3 protein-coding genes and 2 pseudogenes are annotated in these 7,425 nt (G+C 64.1%); all 5 read right to left on the bottom strand.

Annotated elements, in window-relative coordinates; all coding sequences use genetic code 11:
- Positions 1-409: 409 nt before the first annotated feature.
- A pseudogene (locus PVW51_RS23920) lies at positions 410-604 on the bottom strand (hypothetical protein); the annotation flags it as partial.
- A 108-nt stretch (positions 605-712) separates the two neighbouring features.
- A complete protein-coding gene (locus tag PVW51_RS23915) occupies positions 713-4,969 on the bottom strand; it encodes a bifunctional class I SAM-dependent methyltransferase/DEAD/DEAH box helicase (RefSeq protein WP_274578179.1) in 4,257 nt (1,418 codons plus the stop codon).
- A gap of 112 nt (positions 4,970-5,081) precedes the next feature.
- Entirely contained in the window at positions 5,082-5,738 is a 657-nt protein-coding gene (locus PVW51_RS23910) for a DUF6927 domain-containing protein (protein ID WP_274578178.1), read from the bottom strand.
- A gap of 97 nt (positions 5,739-5,835) precedes the next feature.
- Positions 5,836-6,429, bottom strand: coding sequence for a regulator (locus PVW51_RS23905; protein WP_274578177.1), 594 nt, complete (start codon positions 6,427-6,429; stop codon positions 5,836-5,838).
- Positions 6,430-6,495: 66 nt separating this feature from the next.
- Positions 6,496-7,347: pseudogene (locus PVW51_RS23900) on the bottom strand (ParB/RepB/Spo0J family partition protein); the annotation flags it as partial.
- Positions 7,348-7,425 lie beyond the last annotated feature (78 nt).

The following is a 7,425-nucleotide window of genomic DNA, read 5'->3' as shown; positions in this document are numbered from 1 at the left end:
AGGCGCATCAAGGGCAACGGCACTCCACATCATGCTGACAAACAAGCGAAACATGTCCGATTCGCCGACAGCCCCATTACGGCATCTTTCCTTTCTCTCACTCCGTTCAACCCGGCACACCGCTCGGATCGGTGCCTGCGACCTCGCCACGCGCCCCCGTCCCTTGCCCTGTTTCGGCAATGGTTCGAGCAGGAACGCATCCGGAACTGCTGAACCCTGACGCTGCGCCATAGTCCCGGATGGGACGCTCTATGAGGCTGGCCTGCCCATCACAGGCGCGGCAGAAGGCGTTGTCCTGCAGGTCGGTACTTTCCCATAACTGCAACTCGGCATTCCAGCCGGCCCAGCAATCCCGCAGGACATCTTCGCTGCCACAGGCGCGGCAATGGACGGTAACGCCGAGATCGGGGCGGGCGACAAAGAATGAAGCCTCGTCGCCATTCAGCTTTGTGCCGCTTCGATCCGTGAGGCCGATGGTATTGTCATTTGGCAGATAGGTGATCAGGTATTGGCCGAGCGCGTCCCGGTGGACACGGTAGCCTTCATGTGACCAGTGGACGGATTGCCCAGCATCCACGGCTGATTTGATCTCTGCGATATTCATGTTGGTCTCCATCGGAAGAAATGAGTGGGAATGCCCAAGGGCCCGATCAATCGATCCGGCCTGTGGGATGAACTTTCTGGGATTTGGATCCGTTTGAGCTGACACGTGTCAGGCGGCTTCCTGCGAGGTGCCACCTTGGTCTCCGGTGATCCGAGACAAGATCGCGGTGGTATCGACGCCCTCCCCGTGGGGCACGAAGACCCGAAGCTGGAAGGCGATGATCTCCGTGAAGCACCCCATGGCTTTCAGCCCGTCGATCGTGCCCTGGTCGGCCCCGTCGATCTCGAGACGGGCTGCCCCTGCGACCCGGCGGCGGGTGAGCGTGAGACCGCGGCCCAGATCGACCGGTGCGATGGACCCGAGTGCCGCCGTCAGCATCTCCTGCGGAGTTTTCGGCGTGCCGACCATGAACCGCGCACGCAGGGCCGCGGCGCCGTCCTCGCTGACGGTGCGGCCGATCATGCTCCCCTGCCCTTCCGGCGTGACCCGGTAGATGCGCTCGTTGCCTGAGGGGATGTCCTTCCAGATCGGCAGCAGCAGCCCGGTTAGCAGATAGAGCTTCGTCGTGGTGGTCTTCGGCAGGCCATCAGCCTCTTCATCCCAAAGGCGGATGAATTCAGACTGCTCGATCTCTTCCCAGGCGGAAGCCTGGAACTTCCCTTCCTCGACATAGGTGGACCCGCTCGGCCGGGTCACCTTGCGCATGAGCGTGACAATCTCCTCGTCGTACATCTGCATCGGACGGGCTGAGATTAACGCCGCACGACCGGACGCACGGTTGATCATCGCGGTCTTGTCCGGATTCCGATCCAACACTTCTTCTGCGGAGAGCACATACACCGGGTCCGTCACCTCGAGCCCGATGATCCGTGTCACCGCTCCGGAGCGCGGACAGGTCCAGAGATCCTCGGCCGAGACCTGCTCGATCTTTTCGCCACGCAGCGTCTCGACGCCGAGATCGAGCGTGCCGGCGGCACGAGCGCGTTCGGTCTGATCTGCGATGCGGGCCATGAACTCGGCAAAAAGCGCGTTCTGCATGTGGATCGGCAGTGCCAGCACCCGGTTCAGAAACCGCTGGATTGGCGGAAGCTCTTCGAGGAGCACGCCGTCCTGGTCGATGAGCCGCAAGGCGGTCCAGTCCGTGAAGCGCTCGTAGCTCATCGCCCCGGCACGGCCGGCGGCGAGATCGGCGTAGTAGCCCCGGAGCGCACCTCTGGCGATCGGGCTCTCGAGATTGTCCTCCTCGCGGAACATGCCTTGCGAGCCAGTCTCGCGCTGGCCTTTGGTCAGCGCGCCCAGCTGATCGAGCCGCCGGGCGATTGTGGAGGTGAAGCGCTTCTCGCCATGCACATCCGAGGTGCAGACCCGGAAGAAGGGCGCTGACACCTGGGCCGAGCGATGCGTGCGCCCAAGCCCCTGGATCGCGGCATCGGCGCGCCAGCCGGGTTCCAGCAGATAGTGCCGTCGCCGCTTCTGGTTCTTCGCCGTTTGCGCTGCATGGTAAGAGCGGCCTGTCCCGCCGGCATCGGAAAAGATCAGGATGTCTTTCTCCCCATCCATGAAGGCGCGGGTTTCCGAGGAATTACTGCTGGCGGACCGTTTCTCGATGAAGAGCGCGCCGTCGCTGGATTTCAACGGGCGGATGGAGCGGCCGGTTACTTCGGCCACCGCCTCGTCCCCGAAGGCCCAGAGGATCTGGTCGAGCGCGGCGGGAATAGGCGCAAGCGCCATCAGCTCCATCATCGCAGCATCGCGCAAGGCTTCGGCCTCGCGCGACACGACCAAGGCGCCGTTCGCATCCCGCAGCGGCTCGACCACCATGTTCCCGTCGATCTCCACGAGCTTCTGGGCATGGATCGGGAACGCCTGTTCGAGGTAACTGAGAACATAGTCCCGAGGCGTGAGCGCACCTTCCACGAGCTCGTCTTCCGGGTCCATCGCCTCAAGGCGTCGTTTCAACAGGCTCTCGCCCGTCGAGACCACCTGGATGACGCAGGCGTATCCCTCCGCCATATCCTTCTCGATGGCGCGAATGACGGTCGGAGCCTTCATGCCCATCAGGAGGTGGTTGAAGAACCGCTGCTTGGTGCTCTCGAAGCGCGACTTTGCCGAGGCCTTAGCGGCGGAGGCGTTGGTCTGACCTGAGGCGTCATTGACACCGGTCGCGGTCAACGCCGCTTCGAGATTGTGATGGATTGTCCGGAAGGCGCTGGCATAGGCGTCGTAAATCTCGATCTGGGCCGGCGTGAGCGCGTGTTCGAGCACGTCATATTCGACACCGTCGAAGCTGAGTGCTCGCGCGGTGTAGAAGCCGAGCGTTTTGAGGTCGCGCGCCACCACTTCCATCGCCGCAACTCCGCCGGCCTCCATGGCGGAGACGAAGCTTTCCCGGCTCGGGAAGGGGTATTCCGGGCCCGGGCCCCAGAGCCCGAGGCGGGAGGCATAGGCGAGGTTCGCCACACTCGTGGCGCCGGTTGCAGAGACATAGAAGACCCGGGCACGTGGCGCGGCCAGCTGCAGGCGCAGTCCAGCCATGCCCTGCTGGGAGGGCTTGACGCCCCTGCCCGCGTCGGACCCCGCGGCGTTCTGCATTGCGTGGGCCTCATCAAAAGCCAGCACGCCGTCGAACCCCTCGCCCATCCAGCCCAGAACCTGGCTCAACCGGGTCGTGCCGCATTTGCCTGCGGACCGGAGTGTCGCGTAGGTCACAAAAAGGATGCCATCGCCCATGGAGATAGGCTGGTCAGGCTTCCATTTGGAGAGCGGCTGGATGTCGGCGGGCGAGCCGCCGAGGTCGGTCCAGTCGCGGATGGCGTCTTCGATGAGCGTGGCGGATTTGGAGATCCAGACCGCCTTGCGACGGCCCGCGAGCCAGTTCACCAGGATGAGCCCCGCGCATTCCCGCCCCTTGCCGCAGCCGGTGCCGTCGCCGAGGAAGTAGCCGAGGCGATAGGCGCGGGCCTCCGGATCATCGTCGGCGCGGGTCATCCGGGTCTGGTCCTCGTCAATGGTAAACCGCCCCGGCAAATCCCGCGCGTGCGCGTCGTTCGCCATGAGAATGGTCTCGAGCTGCGCCTCGGAGAGATGGCCCTCCTCGATCAGGCGGCCAGGCAGCCGCAGGTCCGAGGCGGCCTCATTCGACGGGACCGGGGGTGCGACCGAGGCCATGGCAATGCTTTCGACGAGCGGCGTGGGATGTTCCTGAGCCCCCGCGATCTCGATCCGCTGCGGACGGTAGCGGGCATAGATCTCGGAAACGGGCGTGTTTTCGCGGGGCGTGTCGAGGCAGGTGAAGGCCAGCGGGATGGCGGCATGCGATTTGGGTTTGGCAGACGCCGCCTGGGCGATTGGGCGCTTACGTGCAATCGGGACACCGACCCGGCGCGACCCACGCAGCACCTGCGCAGTGGTCTGGACAAGAGGGGTGATTGATCGAGCCGCGGCGATGTCATCGACGATTTGCCGCGCCGCATCCAAATCGTCGACAGCGGGGCGTACAAACTCGACGTCCTCCTGCACCTTGTCGAAGACCATGAGCTGGGTTTCGACGGTGGTGCCGAGCTTGGCGTAAACATGGCCGGGGATCGTGAGCGCAAGGCGCGGCTTCGCGATGGCCGAGGCCCGTGCCCAATGGGCCGCGTCCCGTTCCGGCGTGAAGCCCATCGGCATGATCGCCACGAGACGCCCGCCCGGCGCGAGGCGCTTGGCCGCCGAGATTAGATGTTTCGCCGCGATATGCCTGTCCCGCGAGCGGTCGACCGAAGAGGCGAAGGGCGGATTCATCACGATGACGCCGGGAAGCTCGGGCACCGCCAGCAGATCGTCGATATGCTCGGCGTCGAAATCGGTCACCTCGCTGCCAAACACCGCCTCGAGAAGCGCCCGGCGGAAGGGATCGATCTCGTTGAGCATCGGTTTGCCGCCTGCGCAAACTGCAAAACCGGCCAATGCGCCGGTCCCGGCCGAGGGTTCGAGGACGGTTTCGCCGGGGCGAATGGCGGCTGCGCGTATTGCCAGTGCCGCAAAGGGCAGCGGCGTCGAGAACTGCTGCAGGCGAATCTGTTGCTCGGAGCGCCGGGTCTCCGTCAGGAGCCGCGTGGCGAGCAATCTGGCCGTCGCGAGCACGTCCGAACCGCTGTCTCGCATGATCGTCGTCACCGTCGCGGCCTGCATCAGGTCATAGGCCATGCGCCAGGACCACGCGCCGCCGGCATCGCTACCGCCGAAGGTCTCGCGCATGATCCGGGCGAGCGATGAGCTCTTGAGCGGTTGCTTCTCAATCTCGCTGCCGATCAGGCGAATGGCCTGCAGAAGGTGAGGTTTCGATGGGAAATCGCGTGCGAGTGCCAGGCTTCGGTTGTCCATATCGTCTGTCCTTTGAGTCAGGTTGTGGGTCCGACAGGACAGAAAGCCGCCTCTGCGCTTTCAAACGCGCGGAGGCGGCTCAAGGCCGGACAGATGACGTCGCTGCCGGCGGTCAGGACCCCTTCCCGGCGAAAAATTCGGCCAGAACCGGACTCGCCGCACTCTTCGCCGAGCTGAGGAGTTCGGACCCGGCGAGCGAGGCTTTCGACAGACGCACGAGGTCGCCTGTCTCCTCGATGCGGTAGCAGCGACGCTTTTGCCCTCCGCGCCGGTAATGGGTGGCGGTCACGATCTGGCAGGTGCTGCCATCGGTCAGCGTTACCGGTGCGGCCAGTTTGATCTTGTCACCCTCGTCGTAGTCCGGGATTGCTGCCCAGTCGCGGCAGCGCTGACGCCAGGCATTGGCATAGCTGTCGGGATCCTTCAACTCGGACAACAGGGCGAGAAGACTGAGCGGTGCCCGCGACTCTACCGGCCCGGCGCTCTCTTCCATGTCCTTGTAACCCCAGCAACCCTCGTCGTAGCGGGTGAGGAAGACGGCCCCGAAGGTGATCGATCCGTCGTCGTCGGTCACATAGATCGCATCCTCGACCGGCAAACCATCGACATTCGTGACTTTTGCCGCTGCATACCAGGTCGAGCCCACCTTGCAGGCCTTGAGCAGCACCGTCTTGCGAGTATCGGTCTCGAAGGTGCAGAGCCGGGCGATTTCAGCCTTTTCGTCCGAGTAAGTCTTCACACGACGATCTGTATAAAAGAGCCAACCCATTTCAGAATCCTTTCTCTTAGAAAGAATTGTTTGTCGCCTATGTCCCGAGAGCGCGAAGCGCGGCAAGACATTGGCGACGCGATTGTGAGAAAGGGCGCTAAGCCGCCCTCCGGTCATCGATCTCGATGAGAGCGTCGAGCGGCACCCGGTAGGGCAGCATCTCGTCGAAATCCTCGCAGTTGCCGTGGTTCTGCACGAGGGCGTGGGTGTCGGTGGCGTCCTTCAGGATCACCCGGAACGTCCCCCCGAGACCGGAGGGGACATCATAGGTGCCGCCGATCAGATAGTCAGCGGCGCGGCGCAGGAAGACGCGGATCGTGTGACCATCGGTGGCCAGCCGGATGGTGTCATGGCCGCGGTCGATGAGCATCTGCACGTCGTCGAGGATGTCCGTGTAGAACTGGCCGGTCAGATCGCGAAACGCCGCCTGCCGCGCCGCCATCCAGTCCGGATCCCGGAACGGGTTGATGCCCTCGGCAAAAGCGTAGGAGGGATCGGCGCGTTCGGTGGTGACGATCCGTGTCGACGTGCCATCGATGCCGTTCGAGCGCAGATGGACGCCATTGCCGACGATCAGGATCAGGGCGGGTTTGCCGACCGGCCCGTTCCAGTTGGGAAGGAAGGTGGAGCAGCCGCGCGCATGCGCGATCTGCGCCGCGACGCTCGCCGCGGTGAAGCTGAGAAGTGCCATGGGATTTACCTGTAAGATGGAGAGAAGGGTGTGACCCGCCCCGGTCGGAGCGGGTCGTCTGTAGGGTCAGGCCGCTTCTGCGACGTCGGCTTCGTCTTCGGGTGTCTCGGCCTCGCTGGCATCAACCGGCTCGACACCTGCCGTCTGCATCATCGGCGGGCACCAGGCTGCGACCGCCGCGCGCTGCGCCTCCGTCAGCGTGGCGAAAGGCTCGGAGAAGAGCTTGTCGCAGAATTCGACGACTTGCTTCTTGGTCGAGGAGGACAATGTCACCGCCTCCTGCGCGAGCCCCAACTCCTCACCCAGAATCTTCAGGAGCCAGGCCTTCTTGAAGCGGTTGAAAAGCGCCGCATTCGGCGTCCAGTGCGCCCGGATGTCCGGCATGATCTCCACCTCGAAGTCAAACATCAGGCTGTCGCGCTGCCGGTCCCGTGCGAAACAGGATTGCGTGGTCGCCGCCGTGGCATAGGCGACGAGTTTCGCCTTCTCGCCCGCATCGAGCGCCCGGAAGAGCGCGAACTGGTCTGCAGGGGATTTCGCGTCATCGGCCCAGGAGAGGTCGAGTGCGTCATGGGCCTCGGCCACCTGCTCAAGCGAGGTGCCGTCGATCTCGTCCATCTTGGCGTGGGCGCGATATTCCTGGCGGGCATCGACCTTGATCGCCTGGGTGACGCCGATGCCGCTGGTCAGCACATCCGTAACCAGCTTGAAGAGCGTGAGATCGAGCGTCGCCTCCGGGTGCATCGCCATGGCCGCGCCGAGCGCCATCGCCCGCTCGGTCTTCAGGTCCTCGGTGAGCGAGGCGGGATAGGTGATCTCATCACTGTCCGCCGTGCCGTGGTCCTTTGACGTACCCGAGGCCTTGCCCGCGCTTTCGACCCTGTCCTCGGGACGCACCAGGCCGACATGCATGTCAATCGGCACGCAAACTTGACCCCCTATCGGCATGCAAAAATAACCCCCTCGGAGCGCTCGGGTAGCTGGCCCGATGCGGTG

The sequence above is a fragment of the Sulfitobacter sp. PR48 genome, assembly GCF_028807335.1.
Taxonomy (GTDB): Bacteria; Pseudomonadota; Alphaproteobacteria; order Rhodobacterales; family Rhodobacteraceae; genus Sulfitobacter.
This window is presented reverse-complemented; position numbering and strand designations above follow the sequence as displayed.